Raw genomic sequence first — 24,905 nt, forward strand, 5'->3', positions numbered from 1 at the left:
TCTCAAGCCTTCCTCAGATGAACGACGAACCGAGTTCCGCCGCCGTTGCTGTCAACTTCCATCCGGCCGCCGTAATCGCCGACGATATCCTTGGAGATGACCAGCCCGAGGCCGAGGCCGCTTTCCTTCGAGGTGTTGAACGGCGTGAACAGGCCCTTGCGGATCTCAGGCGAAATGCCGGGGCCGTTGTCGGCAACCGTCAGCGTCACCATCTCCCCTTCGCTTGACGTCCTGACCTCGACGCGCGCCTCGTCGGCCTTCGGCGCCACCGCTTCAAGCGCGTTCTGAAGCAGGTTGATCAGCACCTGTTCGAGGCGGATCCTGTTGCCCATGACCTGCAGGTCGGGCGGCGGCAGGTCGATGTCGAGCGTGTCCATGCGGCCGGCAAAGCGGCTGCGCAACAGCATCACGGCCCCCTCGATGACATCCTTCAAGCCGGTTGGTTCGGCGCTGCCGCGGCCTTTGCGGGCAAAACTCTTCAGGTCCTCGGTGATCGAGCCGATACGTTCCGTCAGCGCCGCGATGCTATCGAGATTTTCACCGGCCGGCGCGGTCTGGCCGCGGTAGAGAAAGGTGCGGGCGTTGTCGGCATAGGCACGGATGGTCGCCACCGGCTGATTGATCTCATGGGCGACGCCGGCCGCCACTTGGCCCAGGATCGCCAGCCGGTTGGCCTGCACCAGATCCTGCTGCACCGCCTGCAGCTTCTGCTCGGTGCTCCTGTGGCCGACGATCTCGGCCTGCAGCCGATCCCGCGCCTGGCTGAGATCCTGTGTCCGTTCGGCCACGCGCCGTTCCAATTCCTCCCGCGCCTGCTGTTCGCTCAAAATCCTGAGGGTGACCGCCTGGCGGCGGCGCAACAGGAAGGCGGCGCCCGCCAGCAGCGGCAAGAGCGTGAGCAGCGCCAACATACGGGCCTCGCGAATGCCCGCATCGACGGACGGCCCCAGCGCCACGAGATGCTGCAAATGCCAGGCGGTCGCGGGAACCGGCATCCCGACATCGAGAAAGCTGGTTTTTCCTGCGCTTCCCGGCATGACGACTTCGACGATGTCGAGGTTCTCGCCGAGACTTCGCACAGTATCGAGCGGCAGCGGCTGCAGCGGCGCATCGCCGAATTGCAGACTTTCGCGGATCGTCGTCAGCCGGTCCCCGGGGATCCGGCCGATCGTCATGAACCGCCAGGAGGGAACGCTGGTGATGAGGACGATGCCGCGATCGTCGATGACATAGGAGGGGGCGTCCGTGGCGCTCCAATCCGCTTCGACGTCGTCGAACTCGACCTTGACCACGACGACACCGAGCAGCCCGCTGCTGCCTGATATCCGCTCGGAGATATAAAGGCCGGGTTTCTTGCTGACTGTGCCGAGCGCGAAGTGCTCGGCCTGTCCTTCAGCGACCGCACCCTGAAAATATTCCCGAAAACGATAGTCGTTGCCGACGAAGCTCGTCGGTTCGCGCCAGTTGCTAGCCGCAACCGCCATGCCGTCCTTGTCGATGACATAGATGACCGCAGCCTTGGTTCCCGCCGCCAGCGTCTCCAGCTTCTGGCTGAGCCGCTCGAAGGTGCCGGCATCGTTTCCCGCAAGGGCTGCGGCGAGTGCCGTATCCTGCGACAGCACGAAAGGCAGCGCCCGGTATTTTTCGAGAACCGTGCGCAGCAATGCCGCATTCAGCCTGGCATCGGTGCGGGCCTGTTCTTCGAGGGCCGCCTCGGCATGGCGCCGGCCGATCTCGCCGCTTGCCCACAGACCGAGGGCGGCGGCAACAAGCGCGATCACTGCATAAGCCCACCACATCCGGCGGATGCGGTGCCGCAGGGGCAGGGAAGGCCACAGCGATGACAGGGACAGGGACATGGCGAATTTGTGCATTTTTCTGCACTAGTTGCAAATGGATTTGTGCGGATTTCCGCATTTCTTGATGGGCTTTCATCGGTCGTGGAAATTTTTATTAAATAAAATCAACGCTCTAGTCAGGTACGTCAAAACTGGCACAGTGATTGCGAAGGAGATGGCAACAACGGCTGAGCTGTTGGATTGAAGCGAACGGCTCGGGAGGCCGGAGTTCGTTCCGGACGAGCCTTAAGGAGGACATCATGATCGCAGCACCATTTGATGCAGTCGCAGACAGCAAGGGCAAGAAGCCCTTTTATTCCCATCTTTACGTTCAGGTTCTCGCCGCTATCGCCGCGGGTATCCTTCTCGGCCATTTCTATCCCGAACTCGGCGCGCAGCTGAAGCCGCTCGGCGATGCCTTTATCAAACTCGTCAAGATGATTATCGCGCCGGTCATTTTCCTGACGGTGGCGACCGGCATTGCCGGTATGAGCGACCTGAAGAAGGTCGGCCGCGTCGCCGGCAAGGCGATGCTGTACTTCCTGACCTTCTCGACCTTGGCGCTGGTCATCGGCATGGTCGTCGCCAATGTCGTCCAGCCCGGCGCCGGCATGAATATCGACCCGGCGTCGCTGGATCCCACCGCCGTCGCCACCTACGCCTCGAAGGCGCATGAGCAGAGCATCGTCGGCTTCCTGACCAATATCATTCCGACGACGATCGTCGGCGCCTTTGCCGATGGCGACATTCTGCAGGTGCTGTTCTTCTCGGTGCTCTTCGGCATCGCGCTTGCCATGGTCGGCGAAAAGGGCGAGCAGGTCGTCAATTTCCTCAATGCTCTGACGGCGCCGGTCTTCAAGCTCGTCGCCATCCTGATGAAAGCTGCCCCGATCGGCGCTTTCGGCGCCATGGCCTTCACCATCGGCAAGTACGGCATCGGATCGATCGCCAATCTCGCCATGCTGATCGGCACTTTCTACCTCACGTCGCTGCTCTTCGTTCTCGTCGTTCTCGGCGCCGTTGCGCGCTATAATGGCTTCTCGATCCTGGCGCTGCTGCGCTACATCAAGGAAGAGCTGCTGCTGGTTCTCGGCACCTCGTCGTCGGAGGCCGCACTTCCGGGCCTGATGAACAAGATGGAAAAGGCCGGCTGCAAGCGCTCGGTCGTCGGCCTCGTCATCCCTACCGGCTATTCCTTCAATCTCGACGGCACCAACATCTACATGACGCTGGCGGCGCTGTTCATCGCCCAGGCAACCGGCATCAACCTCTCCTGGGGTGACCAGATCCTGCTGCTCTTGGTAGCGATGCTGAGCTCCAAGGGTGCCGCAGGCATCACCGGTGCCGGCTTCATCACGCTTGCCGCCACGCTCTCCGTCGTGCCCTCCGTGCCGGTCGCCGGCATGGCGCTCATCCTCGGCATCGACCGCTTCATGTCGGAATGCCGGGCGCTGACCAACCTCGTCGGCAATGCCGTGGCGACGATCGTCGTGGCACGCTGGGAAAACGAACTGGATACCGCGCAGCTCGCCAGGGCCCTGGGCGGCCAGACAGAAGAAAGCGCTCCGGCCGCCGGACTGCAGCCGGCGGAATAATCAGCACGATTGTTGGCAATCTTTGCAGCGGCCCGTTATCCGACGGGCCGTTTCGCTTTCTGCTTCAGCGGTTGCCGCCGAGAAGACGGTCGTAAATGGCGCCGATCGCGTTTGCTTCCTTCTCCAGCGCAAAATTCGCTCTGACATGGCGCAGTGCATTCTCGCCATGCGCGACCGCCAGACCGGGATCGGCGATATAAGGCGCGATCGCCCGTGTCAGCGCTTCACTGTCGCCGGCCGCCACCACCGATCCGGTCTCACCTTCGGCTATGAGCTCGGCATAGGCGCCGGCGTCCGATGCCACCACCGCCGTTCGCGAAGCCATGGCTTCGAGCGGGGTCAGCCCGAAACCCTCGTTGCGGGAGGGGGCGACATAAAGCGTCAGGCGGCGATACCAGACCTTGATATCGGGCACTTCGCCGAGGAAGAGGATTCGGTCGCTAAGGCCCGCGGCGGCGACATCCGCCTTGAGCTTGTCTGCGAAGGCGATGTGCTCCGCCGTCACCCGGCCGGAGACGACGGCCGTCCATTCCGGGTGCTGTGGCAAGAGTTCGATCATTGCACGGACGAAAAGATCGGTGCCCTTCTGATGGCGCACGCGGCCAAAACAGCCGACCAGATAACGGCCCGGCAGACCGGTGGCGGCAATGCCGTCTTCTGCCGTTGCCGGCGGATGGAACAGCGAAAGGTCGACGCCGTGTTGGATGACCGTGTGCGGCACCTCGAGGAACGAGCCGGAGCGGTCGCTGGTCGCGATCACCGCGTCCATGCGGCGGATCAGCCATTTCGTATAGGCGGTATGGCGGCGCTGCGCGGCCGAGGTGAAGATGAGTTTCAGCGGCATGCGCAGGAGATGGCGAAGCAGGATGCCGACGGCCATCTCATTGTTGCGGCGGGCGTGCCAGACACGCCGCCGCCGGCGCGGCGGCGGGCGCCAAAGGCCAAGGAGCTGCGACCATCTCAGCTTCGCCAAGCCTTCCGGCAGGCCGGGGCCGAGCGTTGCGATCCTCATGCCGAGCCGGATCTGGCAGGGGATGAGCTGGACGATGGTCGACGTGACGCCGGAGAGCCGGCGCTTGAAATTGGGCGCGATGATCTCGACGTCACGCATATCAGGCAAGGGAGGGGTCTCGTCTGTGGCGGGCGGTCAGCCCCAGGAAACCTGAAGGATTTCGTAGGCCTTGGAGCCGCCGGGGGCATTGACCTCGATGGAATCGCCGACTTCCTTGCCGATGAGCGCGCGGGCGATCGGCGAGGATATGGAGATACGGCCGGCTTTGACGTCGGCTTCCTGGTCGCCGACGATCTGGTAGGTCTTTTCTTCTTCGGTGTCCTCGTCGACGAGCTTCACCTTGGCGCCGAACTTGATCTTGTCGCCGGACATCTTCGTCAGGTCGATGACCTCGGCGCGCGCCGTCAGGTCTTCCAGCTCGCTGATGCGGCCTTCATTGTGGCTCTGGGCTTCCTTGGCGGCGTGATATTCGGCGTTTTCGGAAAGGTCGCCATGGGCACGGGCTTCGGCGATCGCCTCGATGATTCGAGGGCGCTCCTCCTGCTGACGCCAGCGCAGCTCTTCCTGCAGCTTGACGAAACCACCCGGTGTCATTGGTACCTTTTCAACCATTTTTCTGTCCTTCACTCCTTGTATCCACGCAGCAGGCGCGAACACAAAAGAAAACAGGTCCCGAAGGGGAGCTTCGGAACCGTGCCACAATCCTAGTTAAGTGCTTATAGCAGATCGCCAAGGCCGATTTCCAGAAAATTCGCATTAACGAAAAAGCGAGCCGCCGCCACAGCGGGTCATCAGGCGCAAAAACGCGCTCAAGGCCGGATCGCCGCGATTGACTTTGTTCGTAAGAACATATAGTGAACATACTGATGAAGAAATCGCTAACAGAACGCTTGGCCATCCTTTCCGATGCTGCCAAATATGATGCTTCCTGCGCCTCCAGCGGCACGGTGAAACGCGATTCGGCTGCAAGCGGCGGGCTCGGCTCGACCGAGGGATCCGGCATCTGTCATGCCTATGCGCCGGATGGGCGATGCATTTCGCTTCTGAAAATACTGCTGACCAATTTCTGCATCTACGACTGCGCCTATTGCATCAATCGCTCCTCGAGCAATGTCGAACGGGCGCGCTTCACGCCCGAAGAAGTCATTTGGCTGACGCTGGAATTCTACCGCCGCAACTATATCGAAGGCCTGTTCCTGTCCTCGGGCATTATTCGCTCGTCCGATTACACGATGGAAGAGATGGTCCGCATCGTCCGCGAACTGCGCGTGACGCATAATTTTCGCGGATACATCCATCTGAAATCGATCCCCGAGGCGTCGCCGCGTCTGATCGAGGAGGCGGGGCTTTTTGCCGACAGGCTGTCGCTCAACATCGAGTTGCCGACGGATAATGGCATCAGCCGCTTCGCGCCGGAAAAGAAGCCCGCCAATATCCGCCGATCGATGGGCGATCTGAGGCTGAAGATCGAGGCCGCCGGCGAGCCGACGCTGCGCACGAAGAAGCGTCAGCGCTTCGTGCCGGCCGGCCAGAGCACGCAGATGATCGTCGGTGCCGACGGCGCGAATGACGCGACGATCCTTGCGACCAGCGGCCGGCTTTACAGCAGTTACGGCCTGAAGCGTGTCTATTATTCCGCCTTTAGCCCGATCCCGGATTCATCGAAAAACCTGCCGCTGATCAAGCCGCCGCTGATGCGCGAACACAGGCTCTATCAAGCCGACTGGCTCTATCGGTTCTATGGGTTCGGCATCGACGAAATTACCGCCAACCAGACGGGCGGCATGCTCGACCTCAACCTCGACCCGAAGCTTGCCTGGGCGCTCGCCAACCGGGCCGAATTTCCCGTCGATATCAACAAAGCCGAACGTGAACGCCTACTGCGCGTTCCCGGTCTCGGCACCAAGACGGTCAAATCAATCGTTTCGGCCCGCCGCTTTCGCCGGCTGCGGCTCGACGATCTTTCGCGGCTCGGCATCTCGATCAAGAAAGTCCAGTCCTTCGTCTCGGCGGAAGGCTGGTCGCCGCGCCGGCTGATCGACCGCCCGGATCTTCGCGCTATGTTCGAGCCGAAACCTGAACAATTGTCGCTGCTATGATGCGCCGGGTCGTGCTGGCGGGACGGGGCGATCTTGCCGAATGGCGCGATGCCGCGCGCGCCTTTGCCGCCGCCGGCATTTTGCCTGAGGAGATCGACTGGCGGGAAAAAAGCGCAGAGGCGGATCTTTCGTTCCAACGCGACGCCATGCCGCCGGTGCCGGTGACACGCAAGCCGATGACGGTGCCGCCCGCCTTTATCGAGCTTGCCGAGACGGTCCTCTGCCACTCCGACCCGGCGCGGTTCTCCTTGCTTTACCGCCTGCTCTGGCGGCTGCAGATGGACCGGCAACTGCTCGAAGTGGCCTCCGACGAGGATGTCGTGCGGGCTCGCCTGATGGCAAAAAATGTCCGGCGCGACGCCCACAAGATGACGGCTTTCGTCCGTTTCAAAGAGGTTGGTGCGGCAGCTGCTGGCCGTCGAAAATTCATCGCCTGGTTCGAGCCGGACCATCATATCGTCAGGCGCACGGCACCCTTCTTCCAACGGCGCTTCACCGATATGGATTGGCTGATCGCCACGCCCAAAGGGTCGGCGGCCTGGGATGGCGAGCGGCTGACGATCAGCGATGCCCCCTGCGAGAAGCCCAATCTCACCGATACCACCGATGAGCTATGGCGCACCTACTATGCCAGCATTTTCAATCCGGCGCGGCTGAAGCTGAAGGCGATGCAGGCGGAAATGCCGAAAAAATACTGGAAGAACCTGCCGGAAGCCGATCTTATCCCCGGGCTGATCGCCTCCGCCGAGAGCCAGGTGCGGGCGATGGCCGCGCGCGAGGCGACGCAATCGCTGCCCTTTCACGACCGGCTTCAGGAGGCCGCCCGCAACCTTCCCATAGAACGCGAAGCGCCGGCCGGCACGCTCGAAGCCCTCAGCGCCGAAGCCGCCGCCTGCACCCGCTGCCCGCTTCATGCCAAGGCGACACAGACCGTCTTCGGGGAGGGGCCGCGCGATGCAGAGGTGATGTTCGTCGGCGAGCAGCCGGGTGATCAGGAGGATATTGCCGGGCGCCCCTTCGTCGGCCCGGCCGGCAAACTGCTCGACCAGGTGATCGCGGACGTCGGCATCGACCGTTCGGCGCTCTATGTCACCAATGCCATCAAGCACTTCAAATATGAGCCGCGCGGCAAACGCCGTATCCATCAGAAGCCGAATATGGGCGAGGTGAAGCATTGCCGCTGGTGGTTGGATCTGGAACTGGCGCTCGTCAAACCGAAGCTGATCGTCGCCATGGGGGCGACGGCGCTTGCGGCGCTGACCGACGTGAAGGAGCGCCTGCAGGATGTCAGGGGAAAGGCAATGGCGATCGAAGGAGGACGCACGCTCTTCGTGACGGTGCATCCCTCCTATCTGCTGCGCATTCCCGACGAGCGACTGAAAGCGGAGGAGATGGTGCGATTTCGCAATGATATGCTGCAGATTCAGCGGCTTATGGCGTCCGCCGGCTAAAGTGATTCCAGTGAAGACGCGCCATCGCTCACCGAGCGATGGCGCCGCTGGAATTGCTCTATCTCAGGCGAAGTAACTCTGCAGCGGCCGGACTTCGAGATTGCCAGCCTTCAGCGCCTTGATCGCTTGGGCGGCAGCTTCGGCGCCGGCCATGGTTGTGTAGTAGGGCACCTTCTGCATCAGCGTCGCGCGGCGCAGCGACTTCGAATCCGAGATCGCCTTGTTGCCGTCCGTAGTGTTGATGACCAGCTGAACCTGGCGGTTGCGGATGGCATCCTCGATATGCGGGCGGCCTTCGAGCACCTTGTTGATCTTGGTGGCGGTGATGCCGTTTTCACCGAGGAAGCGGGCGGTGCCGCCGGTGGCCAGCACCTTGAAGCCCTGTTCGACGAGGATGCGGATCGCCGGCAGCACGCGTGGCTTGTCCTCGTCGCGCACCGAGACGAACACCGTGCCGTCACGCGGCAGCTCGACGCCGGCGCCGAGCTGCGACTTGGCGAAGGCCAGCGCAAAATCGGTGTCGAGGCCGATGACTTCACCGGTCGAGCGCATCTCCGGGCCGAGCAGCGTGTCGACGCCGGGGAAGCGGGCGAAGGGGAAGACTGCTTCCTTGACGGCGATATGCGTGAGCTTGCGCGGATCGGGCTTTTCGCCATAGGCGGCAAAGGTCGCATCGAGCTTCTCGCCGGCCATAACGCGCGCGGCGATCTTGGCGATCGGCGCGCCGATGGTCTTGGCGACGAAGGGCACGGTGCGCGAGGCGCGCGGATTGACCTCCAGAACGTAGACGGTGCCGTCTTTGATGGCGAACTGGACGTTCATCAGGCCGCCGACATTGAGCGCCTTGGCCATCGCCTTTGCCTGGCGCTCGAGTTCGTCGATCAGTTCGACGGGCAGCGAGCGTGGCGGCAGCGAACAGGCACTGTCGCCGGAATGGATGCCGGCTTCCTCGATATGCTCCATGATGCCGGCGACATAGACGTCGGTTCCATCAGAGAGGCAGTCGACATCGACTTCGATGGCATGGCTGAGATAGCTGTCGAAGAGAAGCGGGTTCTTGCCGAGCAGGGTGTTGATCTGGCCGGTCTTGTCATTGGGATAACGCTGCTTGATGTCTTCGGGCACCAGTTCCGGAACCGTGTCCAGCAGGTAGGTCTGCAGCTGGCCTTCTGAATGCAGGATTTGCATGGCGCGGCCGCCGAGCACGTAGGAGGGACGCACGACCAGAGGGAAGCCGATTTCGGCGGCGACCAGGCGGGCCTGCTCGACCGAATAGGCGATGCCGTTGTTCGGCTGGTTGAGGTCGAGCTTCATCAGAAGCTTCTGGAAGCGATCGCGGTCCTCGGCAAGATCGATCATGTCGGGTGCGGTGCCGAGGATCGGGATGCCGTTCTTCTCGAGCGCCTCGGCAAGCTTCAGCGGCGTCTGGCCGCCGAACTGGACGATGACGCCGACGACTTCGCCCTTTTCCTGCTCGGCCCGCAGGATCTCGATGACGTCCTCGGCCGTCAGCGGCTCGAAGTAGAGGCGATCGGACGTGTCATAGTCGGTCGAGACGGTTTCTGGGTTGCAGTTGATCATGATCGCTTCATAACCCGCATCCTTCAGCGCGAAGGCGGCATGGCAGCAGCAATAATCGAACTCGATGCCCTGGCCGATGCGGTTCGGGCCGCCGCCGAGGATGACGACCTTCTTGCGGTCGGAAACCTCAGCTTCGGAGCGGGCGGCGCCGACGAAAGGTGTCTCGTAGGTCGAATACATATAGGCGGTCGGCGAGGCGAATTCGGCGGCACAGGTATCGATGCGCTTGAAGACCGGGCGGACGTTCAGGCTGTTGCGAAGTTCGGCGACCTGCTTCGGGCGCTTGCCGGTCAGCGTGGCCAGACGGGCGTCGGAAAAGCCCATGGCCTTCAGCATGCGCAGGTTCGCGGCATCCTCGGGCAGGCCGTGCTCGCGGATGCGGGCTTCCGTGTCGATGATGTTCTTGAGCTCGGCGATGAACCAGGGGTCGATCTTGCAGCCCTCATGCACCTCTTCGATGCTGAGACCCATGCGCAGCGCCTGGGCGACCATGCGCAGGCGATCCGGCGTCGGGGTGCCGATGGCAGCGCGGATGGCGTTGTGGCTGGATTCGCCTTCCTCGGAATCGGGGATCTCGATTTCGTCGAGGCCGGTCAGCCCGGTTTCGAGGCCGCGCAGCGCCTTCTGCAGCGATTCGGCGAAGGTGCGGCCGATCGCCATGACTTCACCGACCGATTTCATCGCCGTCGTCAGCACCGGCGAGGCGCCGGGGAATTTCTCGAAGGCGAAACGCGGGATCTTGGTGACGACATAGTCGATGGACGGTTCGAAGGAGGCAGGGGTTGCGCCGCCGGTGATGTCGTTGTCCAGCTCGTCGAGCGTATAACCGATGGCGAGCTTGGCGGCGACCTTGGCGATCGGGAAGCCGGTGGCCTTGGAGGCGAGCGCCGAGGAGCGCGAGACGCGCGGGTTCATTTCGATGACGACCAGGCGGCCGTCCTTCGGATTGACGGCGAACTGGACGTTTGAGCCGCCGGTCTCGACGCCGATCTCGCGCAGCACCGCGATCGAGGCGTTGCGCATGATCTGGTATTCCTTGTCGGTCAGCGTCAGCGCCGGGGCGACGGTAATCGAATCGCCGGTATGCACGCCCATCGGATCGATGTTTTCGATCGAGCAGATGATGATGCAGTTGTCCGCCTTGTCGCGGACGACTTCCATTTCATATTCCTTCCAGCCGAGCACCGATTTCCTCGACCAGCACTTCGGTGGTCGGCGAGGCATCGAGGCCGCCGCCGACGATCTCGAAGAATTCCGAGCGGTTGTAGGCGATGCCGCCGCCGGTGCCGCCGAGCGTGAAGGAGGGGCGGATGATGGCGGGCAGGCCGACATGATCGATCGCCTGGGCGGCAATCGCCATGGCATGGCTCATGTAGCGCTGCTTTCGGTCGCTCTCGCCGAGGTTCCACTGGTTTTCCAGTTCGTCCAATGCCTTGTCGAGATCGGGACCCGAGAGGCTTTCGCGCAGCTTGTTGCGTTCGGCCTCATGCGTCTTGCGGTCGAGATCCTTGATATCGGTGGCGTTCGCCAGCATCGAGCGCGGCGTTTCCAGCCCGATGCGGGCCATCGCCTCGCGAAACAGCGCCCGGTCCTCGGCCATGTCGATGGCGGCGGGCTTGGCGCCGATCATCTCGACATTGTAGCGGTCGAGCACGCCCATGCGCTTCAGCGAAAGCGCGGTATTCAAAGCCGTCTGGCCGCCCATCGTCGGCAGCAGCGCATCCGGGCGCTCCTTGGCAATGATCTTGGCGACGACCTCGGGGGTGATCGGCTCGACGTAAGTTGCATCGGCAAGGCCCGGATCGGTCATGATCGTCGCCGGGTTGGAGTTGACGAGGATAACGCGGTAGCCTTCCTCCCTCAGCGCCTTGCAGGCCTGGGTGCCGGAATAGTCGAACTCGCAAGCCTGGCCAATGACGATCGGTCCCGCGCCGATGATGAGGATCGATTTGATGTCTTGGCGCTTCGGCATGGGCGATATCCATTGTCTGGCTGCGCAAAAAGCCGGCCAGGGTGGGAGATCACCGGGTCGGGTCGCGCATTGAAGGTCTTTTCAGGCTAGAAGCGGCTTATAGGCAAATGTATTTGCAAACGGAACCCCATAAATCGCGGAATCGACAGGAATCCAACACGGCGCGGAAGACTATTTCGTCAGGCAGGACTACTAGCCCTCGATGAACTCGCTGGAATTCCAGCCGTCGACGGATATATAGATTCGTTAAGTGCAATCACGGGCATTGCCGGGGAGAACGAAGATGGAATGGAGAGGCCGGCGTCAGTCCGATAATGTCGAGGATCGCCGCGGCGACCCGAGCAGCGGCGGTTTCGGCCGCGGCGGTGGCTTCAACTTTCCTTCCGGCGGCGGCGTTCGCCGCGCCGGCGGCGGCTTGAGCATCGGCACGATCATCTTCCTCGTCGTCATCTATTTCATCTTCAAGATGATGGGCGTCGATCTGCTGCAGGTGCTCGAAGGCGGCGGCATGACGAGCGGCCCCGGCTACGAACAGAGCCAGTCGGAAGGCACGCGGACGCCCGCCAATGATGAGATGACCGCCTTCATGCGGACCGTGCTTGCCGAAACCGAAGATACCTGGACGGGCATCTTCCAGGCGCAAGGCCAGACTTACGAGGAGCCGCGCCTCGTGCTGTTTTCGGGCTCGACGGCATCGGCCTGCGGCTCCGCATCGGCGGCAACCGGACCATTCTATTGCCCCGGTGACCACAAGCTCTATCTCGACACGGATTTCTTCCAGGAACTCTCCAACCGGTTCGGCGCGTCCGGCGATTTCGCCGAAGCCTATGTCGTCGCTCACGAGGTCGGCCATCACGTGCAGAACCTGCTCGGCATCCTGCCGAAGTTCAACCAGGCCCGCCAGCGCATGAGCGAGGAAGAGGCCAACAAGATGTCGGTGCGCGTCGAGACTGCAGGCCGATTGCTTCGCCGGCATCTGGGGCAAATATACCCAGCAGAAGGGCTTGCTGGAGTCCGGCGACCTAGAGGAGGCGCTGAACGCCGCCCAGCAGATCGGCGACGACACGCTGCAGAAGCGGTCCCAGGGCTACGTCGTGCCCGAGAGTTTCAACCACGGCACTTCGGCCCAGCGCGTCAGATGGTTCAAGCGCGGCTTCGACAGCGGGCAACTGTCGGCTTGCGATACGTTCTCGGGGCCGGTGTGAGGGGAAGGGACTGTCCTTCGTTTGCGCTCAGGACTTGGTTCCTTCGTCATTCACCCCTCATCCGACCCTTCGGGCCACCTATCTCCCCGCCGGGGAGAAGAGGACTTGCCGCAGCATCTCATTCCTTCTTCTCCCCTCGGGGAGAAGGTGGCCGTAGGGCGGATGAGGGGGCTGCACGGCAGGACGCTCGTTTTAGTCCTTCGTCCCACTTCACTACCTCTCACTATCCATATGCTGCAGCATATGCTCCGGATAACGCCCGCCGGCAGCCGCATCCTTCGGGACTGCCCGTTCGATCGCGGCGAAATCTTCCGCCGACAGATCCACTGCGCGTGAGCCGAGCGCCTCGGTCAGCCGGTCGCGGCGGCGGGCGCCGATGATCGGGACGATATCCTTGCCCTTGGCGGCGACCCAGGCGATGGCGATCTGGGCGACCGAGACGCTCTTTGCCTCCGCGATCTCACGCAGTTTTTCCACCAAAGCGAGGTTCTGCTCGATGTTGCCCGCCTGGAAGCGCGGGCTATGGGTGCGGAAGTCTCCGGCGGCGGCTTGGCCCTTTTGCCAGTGGCCGCTGATCAGGCCGCGCGAGAGTACGCCGTAAGCGGTGATCGAGATGCCGAGTTCGCGCGTCGTCGGCAGGATCTTCTCTTCGATGCCGCGCGAGATCAGCGAATATTCGATTTGCAGGTCGACGATCGGGGCAACAGCGGCTGCGCGGCGGATGGTGTCGGCGCCGACTTCGGACAGGCCGATATGCCTGACATAACCTGCTTTGACCACGTCGGCGATGGCGCCGACCGTATCCTCGATCGGCACGTTGGGATCGAGGCGGGCCGGGCGGTAGATGTCGATATAGTCGACGCCGAGGCGCTGCAGCGTGTAAGCGAGGAAATTCTTCACCGCGCCCGGGCGGGCGTCGATGCCGCTCCAGCCGCCAGCGGGATCGCGGAGCGCGCCGAATTTGACGCTGATGACCGCATCCTCGCGCCTGCGTCCCTTCAACGCCTCGCCAATCAGCATCTCGTTATGGCCCATGCCGTAGAAATCGCCGGTGTCGAGCAGATTGACGCCGGCATCGAGTGCGGCATGGATCGTCGCGATACTTTCGGCGCGGTCGGCAGGGCCGTACATGCCCGACATGCCCATGCAGCCGAGGCCGATGGCCGAAACATTAGGTCCGGTCTTTCCCAAACGATAGGTCTGCATTGTCTTCTCCCTAATGCGCGCACAAGCGGCGCTGCCGGATGCCGTTTTTACAGCCTTCGCCCCTGCGCGATAATCCGGATGGTCTCGAACGGGCCGTGCGCAGGGCCGCACAATGAACGATCATTCCCCGAATGATCTGGACGTCGTCAATGCGATTGCAAGGGAGCCAATGATCACGTTGCCGCGCCCCAAGGTTGAAGGATTTCATAAATTTCCCGTTCTGCATTATCAAAAACTTTGAAATGTTCACGGATTGTTTCGTTTTGTTTTCTGAGCTATGTCAGTTTCTCGGCGACGAGATCGTCTTTTCAGAACGAACCGCTGTAGAGATGCCTCATGCTTGACCCCAAATTCGTCCGTCGCGGCCTTTTCCTGGTCTTCATCATTCTCTTCCTCGACATTATCGGCATCGCCATCATCATGCCGGTGCTGCCCGCCTATCTGGAACAACTGACCGGCGGCGGCGTCAGCGATGCGGCGATCGATGGCGGCTGGCTGATGCTCGTCTATGCCGGCATGCAATTCCTGTTCGCGCCGCTGCTCGGAAACCTCTCCGACCGGTTCGGCCGCCGGCCGATCCTTCTGCTGTCGGTGCTGACATTCGCGATCGACAATTTCATCTGCGGCATCGCCACCAGCTTCTGGATGCTGTTTGTCGGCCGCGTGCTTGCCGGCATCAGCGGCGGCAGCTTCGCCACGTGCTCGGCCTATATCGCCGATATCAGCACCGAGGAGAACAGGGCGAAGAATTTCGGGCTGATCGGCATCGCCTTCGGCGTCGGCTTCACGATCGGCCCCGTTATCGGCGGTGTCCTCGGCGAATTCGGCCCGCGTGTGCCGTTCCTCGGCGCGGCAGCACTCTCGTTCGTCAATTTCATCGCCGCCTGCTTCCTGCTGCCGGAAACGCTGGAGGTTAGGAATCGCCGCCGCTTCGAGTGGAAACGCGCCAATCCGCTCGGCGCGCTGCGGCAGATGCGCCATTATCCGGGCATCGGCTGGGTCAGCCTCGTGATGTTCCTGTTTTTCCTCGCGCATGCCGTCTATCCCTCGGTCTGGTCCTTCGTCTCGACCTATCGCTACGGTTGGAGCGAGGGACAGATCGGCCTGTCGCTCGGCATTTACGGCATCGGCGCCGCGCTGGTGATGGGATTGGTATTGCCGCGCGTCGTGCCTCTGCTCGGCGAATGGAAGACAGCGCTTCTCGGCCTCTGTTTTTCGGCGGCGGGGCTGACCGGCTATGCCTTCGCGTGGGAGGGCTGGGTGGTCTATGTCGTGATCGTTGCGACCGTCATGGAAAACGTCGCCGATCCGCCGCTGCGCAGTATCGCTGCCGGCAAGGTGCCGCCCTCGGCGCAGGGCGAGCTGCAAGGTGCGCTCACCAGTCTCAGCAGCATCACCACCATCGTCGGACCACTGATCTTCACCCAGTTGTTCAGCTATTTCACCCGGCCAGAGGCGCCTATAACCTTTGCCGGCGCGCCCTACCTGACCGCCGCCCTGTTCATCCTGGTGGCCGCCGGCGTGTTCCTCGTGCGGGTCCGGGTCCGTCAGCCGGCGGATGCGCTTGAGGCGGCGGGCTGATCAATCAGAAATGGTGATGCGATGATGAATTTTTCATCATCTGCCTGTTTTGGGGTAGTTCTTTGCGGGGCTTTCCTCTAAATCCCGATGATATTTCTCCGCAAATTGTGCGGCGGCGCATATTTCAATCACAGGACTAGGTGTCATGGACACGCCGATCGACGCGCGCAGGCTTGCGCCGACAACCGATAATCGTTGGGGCGCACATTTCCGTGCAACGCTGGCGCTCGGCATTCCGTTGATCGGCGCGCAGCTCGCCCAGCTCGGCATCAACACCACCGACGTGATGATCGTCGGCCGCCTCGGCGCCGAGCATCTGGCGGCGATGGTGCTTTCGGCGCAGTTCCTGTTCACGATCCTGATCTTCGGCTCCGGTTTTGCCATCGCCGTCATTCCGATGGTGGCGCAGGCCTATGGCCGCGGTGACGTCGTCTCCGTGCGCCGGGCGCTGCGCATGGGTCTCTGGGTGGTGATCGCATATTGGGTCATCATGCAGCCCGCCTTCTTCAATTCGGAGCAGATCCTTCTCTTCGCGCAACAGAAGCCGGAGGTGGCCAAGCTTGCCCATGGCTACATCATGATCGGCCAGTTTGGCGTGCTGCCGGCGCTGCTTTTCAACGTCATGCGGGCCCTCGTCAGCGCCATCGGCAAGGCGGGCATCATCCTCAATGTCACCATCGCCACGCTGGTGCTGAACGCGATCTTCGCCTATGCCCTGGTGCTCGGCCATTTCGGCTTTCCGGCAATGGGGCTCGAAGGAGCGGCGATCGTTTCTGTCGTCGTGCAGACGGCCGGCTTTCTGTTCATTCTCGCCTTCGTCCAGAAGCGGGAGGAGACACGGCGCTACGAGATCTTCGTGCGGTTCTGGAAGCCTGATTGGCATGCGCTGCTTGAGGTTCTCCGGCTCGGTTTTCCGATCAGCGTCACCGTGCTTGCCGAGGTTAGCCTGTTCACGGTGGCCTCGCTGCTGATGGGCTATATCGGCACCATCGAACTCGCCGCTCACGGCATCGCCCTGCAATGGGCCTCGATCGCCTTCATGATCCCGCTCGGTCTCAGCCAGGCGGCGACGGTGCGCGTCGGCGTCGCCCACGGGCAGGGCGATTACCGCGGGCTGGTGCGCGCCTCGATCATGGTGCTGATTCTTGCCTGCGCCATTTCGGCGGTCGGCTCGGTGCTCTTTGCCACCATGCCGCAATTCCTCGGCAGCTGGTTCCTCGACGTCAATTCGCCGGAGGCGCCTGCCGTGCTTGCCTATGCCGGGCCACTGATCGTCGTCGCCGGGCTTTTCCAGCTGGTCGACGGGCTGCAGGTGGTCGCCAACGGATTGCTGCGCGGTCTGAAAGACGCACGGGTGCCGATGATCATGGCGTTGATTGCCTATTGGCCGATCGGCTTCTTCCTCGCCTGGGCCTTTGCCTTCCCGCTGGGCTTCGGCGGCATCGGCATCTGGTTCGGCTTCCTCGTCGGGCTGGCGGCGGCGGCTGTCATGCTCTGCTGGCGGTTCTATCTTCTCCTTCGCCGGGAGGGCGCGACTTCAGGCGCCTGAGCCGGCAGCGTTATTTTAAGCCGCGACAGGCTTGTAGCTGGCGATATCGGCGCGAATGCCGAGACGCGCAAACATCTCCTGCGGATCGAAATTGGCGGCCTTGTGGGCGGCCGCGACGGTTGCCCGCGCGCGTTCGACGACCTCGGTATTTTCCCATTCGGCAATGGTGACGAAATTGAATTCGCCGGGACCGGCGACCTGCTCCAATACCCTGTGATCGATGAAACCTTCTTGCGCTTCCAGCAGCTTGTGGGTCATCATCACCTTGACGAGAAATTCCTCGCGTGCCGCAGCCGGCACGACGAATTTGTCGACACGAAAGAAAGCTCCGCTCATCCATTTTCCCCTGAATCAGATGTCTTCGGGAGTTTGTAATTCCTCAAGTGTGGTTGAGGTCAATATGGAAGCGAAGACGTCCGGTCACTAACTTGGAATTGCGGGGCGCCCGCTTCCTGAAGCCGTCGTGTTCCAGAGTTCAAGTACGCCTCCGTTGTCTTTTCGACCTCGCGAAATGGGGACGCGACGGGGAGTTAGCCAGGATGGCGCTTCCTGAAGAACCCCTCAATCTGCCTGCATGTAATCCGCCACGCTGTAGCAGTGGCTCGCCTGGTAGGCGTTCCGCCCCGGTTCATATGCGTCAAGTTGAACGTCCGAATGGCACGCAACACGCGGCGGTTAGTGAGGAATTTGCGGATCGAGACAGAGCCACGCACATTGATGCCGAAAATGTCCGCACCACGCGGGAAGAAATAGCTGATGTGCTCTGGCATCGCGACGCTTTGCTCGAGAAAGGGTTCGTCGACTCGGCTCGGCGTGGCTGAACGATCTGTGGTGAAATCCGAAAGATGCACGATGAATCGGGAGCGGATATCTTCGTCTTGGGCATAGAGCGCAAAAAGCTCCATCCAGCTCGCATTGACGCGTACGAGCGGCTTGTCCGAGGTCGACGGCAGACAGGAAACCGACCAGTAGTAGCGCTCGGTCTTGCGCAGGATCGGAATGCAGTTTGGACCGTATAGCTTGAGAATCTCCAGGACTTCCCCTGCTTGCGGGCGGCTAAGCAGTTTCTCAAATCGAGCGACATATTTGAAGCGCTGTTCCAGGGACTCTAATCGGTCGCCCGTGTCCGGCAAGTCGATCTTGCCCGCTATCCAATCGCGCTGCTGCTCAAGGTCGAGGAATTGCCGCAGGCCAGTGGTTCTCGGGCGAGAGGTCGCGCCCATGTCGGACGTCCTGCGAATGCGCGTCATCGGCCGACTCCTGTATTCTCGCTTAGGCGTGCGAATTTAATATCCCGCCCAATGTGCCTCCGAATGATACCTCGCAGATGGTGAATTTGGAACTTCTGCGCGACCAAGAGGAGAAAGTTGCATGACTGTTCGCCGTCTTGGCAACGGCTCAAGACTGGCATTGCTAGCGCTGCAGGGCGGCACTTCCAGGACCAAAGTTCGATCTACTTGACGGCCGCAATGGAGGGTGCGAGGCGGGCGGTGTGATGGCCTTGAGTTACTCACCAGCGCGTCTTTGACCCCACACCGCCACCGACCGCGGGCTAAAGCGATGCGAATGGGGCAGGCGTGTTGTCGCTACTGCGCGCACTGTTTGCAAACAATTAGCTCCTGCCCACAAAACTGCTGTCACAGCCTTTGAATTGTGTCGACCTCTGATAGTGGTGAAGCCTGCCGTCCACTTTTGCCTCGCGCTCCTCGATTGGAAAAGTCGAGATGGGTCGATACCCGAAATTCGAGAATGCTGAACAAAATTCGGGAGCACGCCAACAAGCAGAAATCGCATGAGCTTGATCTCTACTATGGAATTTCAGCATAGCGGATGATGCTCTGATTTTGCACGTTGGCGACTAGTTCATCAGAACGAGCCAAAAATCGGCGGAGCAAAGGTGAGGAATTTGAATCGTTGTATCCCAAGGTGAGATCAATTGTCGGAGGCACACCCTCAAGTGCTCTGGCAACGACATTTGGCGTCAGCATATTTTGCGCATAAAGCGGAATAAGCGTTATTCCACCCGTAGACACGACGAGCGACATTGCTGATGGCAGGCCGTCACCTTCGTACTCTGCCTTGAGTGTGATCCCGATTTCCGCCGCGTAATCCTGGATCACGGATTGCAATACGGGAGAAATTCTAGCCGAACTGACGTAAGTTTCGCGGGCAAGATCCTGCGGCCGGATCTTTTTGCGCGACGTCAAGCGATGGTCCGCCGGCAGTACGGCGATCAGTGGCTCCTTGGCTAAAAACTTGAAGGACACACCAACACTCTGCGTCTCGGGGCGAAGGAAAGCGACGTCCAGCTTGCCTCGCATCAGTGCCAGAGCAAGGTCCGGGGAAGACTGACTGGACAGTATGATTTCAACCTCCGGCGCTTCCTCACGAATAATGCGCAATGCATGGGGTAGCCACACGACCTCCTGTCCTGCGAGAAAACCGATAGTGAACGACTGCTTTTCCGGCCGTTCTGCCCGCCGGGCCCCTTCCGCAGCCGCCTCGACTTGCAACAAAGCCAGCCGCGCGTGATCAAGAAACACTTTACCGGCGGCGGTGAGCGCCACGCCGCGCGGCTGCCGTTCCAGCAGTTTTACACCGATTTCGGTTTCCAGATCGCGAATTTGCCTGCTGAGTGAGGGCTGGGAAGTGTGTAGCCGCCGCTCGGCTGCGGTCAGCAAGCTTCCCTCTTCCGCAACAGCAACAAAATAGCGCAAATGCCTGAGTTCCATCCGGTCCTCGCTATACATCTAAGGCATAGCTCGAACGTACAAGGTATTTGTCCTTGATAAAGAGGGGATTTAGTCAACGTCGCAGTTTTGAGATATGATCGAATACGCCTCACCGGAGGTATTTCGCAATCAGCTGTATCGAAAAACGAATGTTTAACAGGGCAGATGGAGCGACACGATGCCTACAATTACTACAACGGACGGCGTAAAAATCTTCTACAAGGACTGGGGCTCAGGCCAGCCGATCGTTTTCAGCCACGGCTGGCCGCTGTCGGCGGATGACTGGGACGCCCAGATGACCTTCTTTCTTGGCCACGGCTACCGGGTGATCGCCCACGACCGGCGAGGCCACGGCCGGTCCGACCAGCCCGGCACCGGCAACGACATGGACCACTGGGTTGCCGACCTCGCGGCCCTGACCGCGCACCTCAACCTGCGCGACGCGATCCACATCGGCCACTCCACAGGTGGCGGTGAGGTGGCTCGCTATGTCGCCCGCCACCCGGAGCGCGTCGCGAAGGCGGTACTGGTCGCTTCCCTGACGCCGAACATGTACCGGAGCGAGGAAAACCCGTCCGGCCAGCCGCCGGAGTGGTTCGAAGCGATCCGCGCGGGCGTGCTGGGCAACCGGTCGCAGTTCTTCCGGTTCGTCCCTGAGAACCCGTTCTACGGTTACAACCTCGACGGGGCCGAGCCTTCGGAGGCGATCATTGCGAACTGGTGGCGCCAGGGCATGGCCGGCGGTGCTCTCGCTCACTATGCGACTGTCGCCTCTTGGCTCGAAGATTATACCGAAGACCTCAAGAAGATCACCGTGCCGGTGCTGGTGATGCATGGCGAGGCCGATCAAGTCGTCCCCTTCGCAAGTTCCGTGCCGCGTGCGGTCGACCTGCTCAAGAACGGGTCGCTGAAGACCTATCCGGGCTACCCCCATGGCATGCTGACCACACATGCAGATGTCCTCAACCCCGACCTGCTCTCGTTCGTCAGGTCTTGACGACATCGACCGGACCGCGGCCTTCATCCAACGTCGTCAGGACGATCTGTCACCCGGCAGTGCCGGGTGACACCTGTTGGTGCTGGTACGTGGAGCGTTCCCGGAGGGGGCTTCCGAGTGTGGCAATTTGCTTGGCGCGTCGTGAAAAATGCAACTTGCCGCGCTTAAATTTTACGTTGCGGTGGCCGATGACTCCACCGGCCGAAATGGCTCGGCGTCTCGGCTTCGACATCTAGGAATTAAGAGCGGGGGTGTCCGTCGCTGCCGTTCGAGGTCGATCCGAGGAACGTGCGGTATGTGCTAGAATGCGGCCGAAGACGGAACGCGACAGACGCACTGCGAGGGGCGGTGTGATCGAAGCGGAATTCGCGCGACCGAGTGCCAACGTTATGCTCTTGGAAGGGGGAGACGAGGACGATGCCGACACCAGAGCAACCCAGTCTAATAGTTCGACAGAAATCCCCTGAGAATATCGAGTTTCCGTTTGCGTCGCTCTCCGATTGGCTGATCCCAACCGAGCTGTTCTTCGTGCGAAACCATTTCCCGTCGCCGGACCTCGATGCCCGAGACTGGAGATTGCGCGTTGGCGGGGCGGTGGAGCGGCCGATCGAACTTGACCTCGACAGCATCAAGGCGATGCGGAGCACGACTTTGACCGCCGTCGTCGAGTGTGCGGGGAATGGGCGCGTCTACTATGAGCCGCCGAAGGAAGGGTTGCAGTGGCAGAACGGAGCCGTCGGCAATGCCGCGTGGACAGGTATTCCTCTGCGCGAGATTTTGGAAATGGCGGGCGTTAAGCGAACCGCACGTGAGGTTCTCCTCATAGGTGCAGACAGCGGCGTCGTCGACGCGAACAAGAAAACGGCCTCCCCCGGCCCCATCGCTTTTGCGCGCAGTTTACCGCTTGAGAAGGCCATCGCCGACAGCACGATCCTTGCCTATTCGATGAACGAGGAGCCGTTGACGCGCGATCACGGCTACCCTCTACGCGCGGTCGTGGGTGGCTGGTTCGGCATGGCTTGGGTCAAGTGGATCACTGATATCACGGTTGTGGAGCAACCGTTCCTTGGCTACTGGCAGGCGCGCGACTATTTCCGTTGGGAGCGCAGCCTCGGGGAACCAAGGCTGGTCCCCCTTGCGGAGATGGAGGTCAAAGCGCAGATCGCGCGTCCCGTGCAGGGGGCGCGTCTCGTCGCCGGCCAACCGTATCGGATTTTCGGAGCCGCCTGGAGCGGAGAGGCTGCTATCCGGCAGGTGCAGGTCTGCACCGGAGATGGCAGGGGCTGGCGCGAGGGAAGGCTCCTCGAAACGGAACGTCCTTTTGCATGGCGCTTGTGGGAGTACATGTGGACCCCTGAAGAAGTGGGGCGATATATCCTGCGCTGTCGCGCGATCGATGGGGCGGGGGGCGTGCAGCCTGACCTCCAGCGATCCGACTGCGAGAGCTACGCCGCCAATTGGATCGTTCCGGTGGAGGTTGCGGTCGTTCCCCAGCCACAGACGTACGAGGAGGAATTCGTGATCTAATCACCCGCATGGGGCGGAATGGCGGCTTTTGGCGCAACTGCGACCCGCGTTGTCACTGCGTCAGCAGCAATAGCGACGGGCGGCTCGATGACCATTATAAGGGCGCATTGCCGCCCGGCAGCATCGGCAATCGATCGGTGGTGCCTCTGATCGCATTTCTGTTAACTTTGGAAGCAAATCGCCCGCGATGTCACCAACTGCCGAAGTGTGAAAGGCGCAACGGGCTGATGGGCCTCTCGCTCATCGAGCCTCTTCTCTTGAAGGAGGAACACTAGGATGAGCACCGACCGGGAGACCGTGCGGTCCTATGATACAGTCGCGGCGGAGTACGCTGCCGAGGCCGCGGCGATGCCCGAATGGGTCGCGACCGAGATCGATGTGTTCGTGACCGGGCTGGGTGGCTCGGGCAGGGTGCTGGAGATCGGAAGCGGTGGCGGGCGAGATGCACTTGAGCTTGAGAAGCGGGGGATTAGCGTCCGGCGCACCGACATTTCGAAAGGTTTCGTCGAACTGCTTCGCGAGAGTGGCTTCGCGGCCGACCTGTTGGACCCGCTGACCGAAGACTTGGCCGACCCGCAGCGTCCTGGCACAGCGTACGACGGGATCTGGGCCTGTGCCTGCCTGATTCACGTCGCGCGCGATGATTTCGGTACGGTGCTTGGACGGCTTGCCGAGGCGACCCGGACCGGTGGCCGACTGCACGCCTCGGTTAGAGAGGGCGACGGCGAGGATGTGTCCACACACGGCGGTGCTGCAGCGCCGCGGCACTACGTCGAGACGTACTGGCGCGAACCTGCCCTGCGGTCCGAACTCACCGACGCCGGCTGGATCGTCAGCGAGGTACGTCGGTGCGTCGGAAGGCCTCATGATCGGTGGTTGAGCGTTCGGGCGAGCCGGGCGTGAGGCACACAGACCTTGAGGGAATGGCCGCATGTGGCGCGACTATGAACTTTAGATGGTCACCAATGTCTGCTCTGCTCCCGGGCGAAGGCAAAGATCGCCTCTGTGGTCGATATGAAGGCGCAAAGCAGCCTTATTCTTCTATAACGAAAAAAGACCGCTTCGGCAGATAGCGGTCCTTCCTCTCATTGCTGTCTTCAAGATTCAAGAGATTCCACACCACGTTAGTGGCGGGCCTTTGCGAAATCGGCAGTTCTTGAAATCAGCGTTCGGCGAGTGCCGGTTCGCCCTTCTTCTCGCGCACCATGTTGATGAAGCGGCGGAAGAGATAGTGGCTGTCCTGCGGGCCGGGGAGGCCTCCGGATGGTGCTGGACGGAGAAGACCTGCTTGCCGAGGACGCGCAGGCCGCAATTGGTGCCGTCGAAAAGTGAAATGTGAGTCTCTTCAACGCCATCGGGCAGCGACTTCGAGTCGACCGCGAAGCCGTGGTTCATCGAGACGATCTCGACCTTGCCGGTCGTATGATCCTTGACCGGGTGGTTGGCGCCGTGATGGCCCTGATGCATCTTCTCGGTCTTGGCGCCGAGGGCGAGCCCCAGCATCTGATGGCCGAGGCAGATGCCGAAGACCGGGATATCGGTCTTAACAAGGGTCTTGATCACGGGCACCGCATATTCGCCGGTTGCGGCCGGATCGCCCGGGCCGTTCGACAGGAAGATGCCGTCCGGCTGCATGGCGAGCACGTCTTCGGCGCTCGTTGCGGCCGGCACGACGGTGACCTTGCAGTCGAGACCGGCAAACAGCCGCAGAATGTTGCGCTTGACGCCGTAGTCGAGGCAGACGACGTGGTACTTCGCGTCCGCTGCGGCGAGTTCCCCATACCCTTCATTCCAGACCCACGGCGTCTCGGTCCATTGCGAGGACTGGCCCGACGAGGCGATCTTGGCAAGGTCGAGACCTTCGAGGCCGCTCCAGGCCTTGGCTTCGGCCTTCAGCGCCTCGATATCGAAGACGCCGTTCGGATCGTGGGCGATGACCGCGTTCGGGGCGCCGTTCTCACGGATCCAGGCGGTCAGCGCGCGCGTGTCGATGCCGCAGAGACCAATGACGCCGCGCGCCTTCAGCCATTGGTCGAGATGCTTGGCGGCGCGGTAGTTCGAAGGGTCGGTGATGTCGGCCTTGAAGATGACGCCGACGGCACCGTGGCGGGCGGCAGGCGTCAGATCCTCGATGTCTTCATCATTCGTCCCGATATTGCCGATATGCGGAAAGGTGAAGGTGACGATCTGGCCGAGATAGGAGGGGTCCGTCAGGATCTCCTCGTAGCCGGTCAGCGCCGTGTTGAAGACCACTTCGGCCTGGACCTTGCCGGTGGCGCCGATGCCCTTGCCTTCGATGACTGTGCCGTCGGCAAGAACGAGCAGGGCGGTCGGCTTTTCGATTGTCCAGGGTGCTGTCGCGGTCATCTTCATCCCGTTTCCGGCGGCCGGCGCGCGTTGCCGCGCTCGTCGCCATTTGATCTCGCAGGCGTGTGGACACGGCAATGCCGCGCGCTTCAGGCCTGATCACGAATTTTGGTGCAGGTGGCGGTAAATAGCCACGCAATCGCGTAGCGTCAATCTTTGTAGCGGAGATTGCCGCCGTTTTCCTGCGCTTTAT

The 24,905-nt window shown here is 61.6% G+C and carries 14 protein-coding genes and 4 pseudogenes; 9 read left to right on the forward strand and 9 right to left on the reverse strand.

The annotated features are described in order from the left end of the window. Positions 1–2 precede the first annotated feature (2 nt). Entirely contained in the window at positions 3–1,874 is a 1,872-nt protein-coding gene (locus MF410_RS03295; RefSeq protein ID WP_097626780.1) for an ATP-binding protein, read from the reverse strand. Positions 1,875–2,098: 224 nt separating this feature from the next. On the opposite strand from MF410_RS03295, the gene MF410_RS03300 reads away from it, so the two are divergent. After that, positions 2,099–3,433: a dicarboxylate/amino acid:cation symporter gene (locus tag MF410_RS03300; protein WP_097626782.1), complete on the forward strand. Its 1,335-nt coding sequence runs from the start codon at positions 2,099–2,101 to the stop codon at positions 3,431–3,433. 64 nt (positions 3,434–3,497) lie between these two features. Here the strand turns inward: MF410_RS03300 and MF410_RS03305 are convergent, their stop codons facing one another. Continuing rightward, the gene (locus tag MF410_RS03305; RefSeq protein ID WP_097626784.1) at positions 3,498–4,553 is read right to left on the reverse strand and encodes a glycosyltransferase family 4 protein; all 1,056 of its coding nucleotides are present in this window, start codon (positions 4,551–4,553) and stop codon (positions 3,498–3,500) included. A gap of 27 nt (positions 4,554–4,580) precedes the next feature. Continuing rightward, positions 4,581–5,057: a transcription elongation factor GreA gene (gene greA / locus MF410_RS03310; RefSeq protein ID WP_003565408.1), complete on the reverse strand. Its 477-nt coding sequence runs from the start codon at positions 5,055–5,057 to the stop codon at positions 4,581–4,583. A 254-nt stretch (positions 5,058–5,311) separates the two neighbouring features. Between greA and MF410_RS03315 the strand changes: the two genes are divergently transcribed. Together MF410_RS03315 and MF410_RS03320 are read left to right on the forward strand one after the other, a co-directional pair. After that, entirely contained in the window at positions 5,312–6,544 is a 1,233-nt protein-coding gene (locus tag MF410_RS03315; RefSeq protein WP_097626786.1) for a putative DNA modification/repair radical SAM protein, read from the forward strand. Then, complete coding sequence (locus MF410_RS03320) at positions 6,544–7,995, forward strand: UdgX family uracil-DNA binding protein (RefSeq protein ID WP_097626831.1); 1,452 nt, start codon at positions 6,544–6,546, stop codon at positions 7,993–7,995. The genes MF410_RS03315 and MF410_RS03320 overlap by 1 nt, the downstream gene beginning before the upstream one ends. Before the next feature lie 63 nt (positions 7,996–8,058). Here MF410_RS03320 and carB read toward each other — a convergent pair. Beyond that, positions 8,059–11,548, reverse strand: a pseudogene (carB, locus tag MF410_RS03325) (carbamoyl-phosphate synthase large subunit). Between the two features lie 283 nt (positions 11,549–11,831). On the opposite strand from carB, the pseudogene MF410_RS03330 reads away from it, so the two are divergent. Beyond that, a pseudogene (locus tag MF410_RS03330) lies at positions 11,832–12,753 on the forward strand (neutral zinc metallopeptidase). 213 nt (positions 12,754–12,966) lie between these two features. Here the strand turns inward: MF410_RS03330 and MF410_RS03335 are convergent. Then, entirely contained in the window at positions 12,967–13,959 is a 993-nt protein-coding gene (locus tag MF410_RS03335; protein ID WP_097626792.1) for an aldo/keto reductase, read from the reverse strand. Between the two features lie 336 nt (positions 13,960–14,295). Between MF410_RS03335 and MF410_RS03340 the strand changes: the two genes are divergently transcribed. Together MF410_RS03340 and MF410_RS03345 are read left to right on the forward strand one after the other, a co-directional pair. Continuing rightward, the gene (locus MF410_RS03340; RefSeq protein ID WP_097626794.1) at positions 14,296–15,540 is read left to right on the forward strand and encodes a TCR/Tet family MFS transporter; all 1,245 of its coding nucleotides are present in this window, start codon (positions 14,296–14,298) and stop codon (positions 15,538–15,540) included. Positions 15,541–15,685: 145 nt separating this feature from the next. Continuing rightward, positions 15,686–17,089 (forward strand): MATE family efflux transporter, encoded by a 1,404-nt coding sequence (locus MF410_RS03345; RefSeq protein WP_097626796.1) that lies wholly within the window; start codon positions 15,686–15,688, stop codon positions 17,087–17,089. A 15-nt stretch (positions 17,090–17,104) separates the two neighbouring features. On the opposite strand, the gene MF410_RS03350 is transcribed toward MF410_RS03345, so the two are convergent. The 3 genes and pseudogenes from MF410_RS03350 to MF410_RS03360 form a co-directional block, all read right to left on the reverse strand. Continuing rightward, positions 17,105–17,425 carry an antibiotic biosynthesis monooxygenase gene (locus MF410_RS03350; protein WP_097626798.1) on the reverse strand — a complete coding sequence of 107 codons (321 nt, stop codon included), beginning with the start codon at positions 17,423–17,425 and terminating at the stop codon, positions 17,105–17,107. Between the two features lie 225 nt (positions 17,426–17,650). Beyond that, a pseudogene (locus MF410_RS03355) lies at positions 17,651–18,312 on the reverse strand (hypothetical protein). Positions 18,313–18,897: 585 nt separating this feature from the next. Further along, positions 18,898–19,821: a LysR family transcriptional regulator gene (locus MF410_RS03360; protein WP_097626801.1), complete on the reverse strand. Its 924-nt coding sequence runs from the start codon at positions 19,819–19,821 to the stop codon at positions 18,898–18,900. A gap of 178 nt (positions 19,822–19,999) precedes the next feature. Here MF410_RS03360 and MF410_RS03365 point away from each other — a divergent pair, with 178 nt between their 5' ends. The 3 genes from MF410_RS03365 (at position 20,000) to MF410_RS03375 (ending at position 23,248) form a co-directional block, all read left to right on the forward strand. Then, the gene (locus tag MF410_RS03365; protein WP_097626803.1) at positions 20,000–20,818 is read left to right on the forward strand and encodes an alpha/beta hydrolase; all 819 of its coding nucleotides are present in this window, start codon (positions 20,000–20,002) and stop codon (positions 20,816–20,818) included. Between the two features lie 417 nt (positions 20,819–21,235). Then, the gene (locus MF410_RS03370) at positions 21,236–22,345 is read left to right on the forward strand and encodes a sulfite oxidase (RefSeq protein ID WP_131711518.1); all 1,110 of its coding nucleotides are present in this window, start codon (positions 21,236–21,238) and stop codon (positions 22,343–22,345) included. Between the two features lie 276 nt (positions 22,346–22,621). Further along, positions 22,622–23,248 (forward strand): class I SAM-dependent methyltransferase, encoded by a 627-nt coding sequence (locus MF410_RS03375; protein ID WP_097628151.1) that lies wholly within the window; start codon positions 22,622–22,624, stop codon positions 23,246–23,248. A 259-nt stretch (positions 23,249–23,507) separates the two neighbouring features. Here MF410_RS03375 and carA read toward each other — a convergent pair. Next, positions 23,508–24,712 (reverse strand): annotated as a pseudogene (carA, locus tag MF410_RS03380) (glutamine-hydrolyzing carbamoyl-phosphate synthase small subunit). Between the last annotated feature and the right edge of the window lie 193 nt (positions 24,713–24,905).

The organism is Rhizobium sp. C104, assembly GCF_022354505.1.
Classification (GTDB): Bacteria; Pseudomonadota; Alphaproteobacteria; order Rhizobiales; family Rhizobiaceae; genus Rhizobium; species Rhizobium redzepovicii.